Origin of the sequence: Methanocalculus natronophilus, assembly GCF_038751955.1 — an archaeon.
GTDB classification, from domain to species: Archaea; Halobacteriota; Methanomicrobia; order Methanomicrobiales; family Methanocorpusculaceae; genus Methanocalculus; species Methanocalculus natronophilus.
Genome location: NZ_JBCEXH010000079.1, coordinates 1 through 362 on the forward strand (window position 1 = coordinate 1; position 362 = coordinate 362).

Here is a 362-nt window from a genome sequence, read left to right on the forward strand (position 1 = left end):
CTGTTAAAGAACGTATTGTTCGTTTAGAAAAAGGAACGCGTTTACTAACTTTAAAAGGGGTAGTAGCAAATGGAGATCTTTTAGTGAGAGATAAAGAAGGTCGTAGTGAGATTTATCCAAAGCATAAGCTTGTGGATGAAAAAACGCAAGAATCTCCTAGAATAGTTCCACTAAAAACAACAAAAGCTTATTATAAAAACCTTCTTAAAGAGCTTAAAAACGGTAATATTATTACACAAGGCCAAATGGATGAACTATTAAAAGTTTTAACAAATAAATAGTTTTTACACGAAACAAACGCATCGCATCCTGCTATATCTTTCAATTTAACTAATGGTATACTAGATGCACAATAAGATAGT

1 protein-coding gene is annotated in these 362 nt (G+C 31.5%); it reads left to right on the forward strand.

Annotation, left to right across the window (positions count from 1 at the left end; all coding sequences use genetic code 11):
* Window positions 1–281: hypothetical protein (locus tag ABCO64_RS10515; RefSeq protein ID WP_343089433.1), on the forward strand; the 281-nt coding region annotated here is incomplete at its 5' end.
* Window positions 282–362 lie beyond the last annotated feature (81 nt).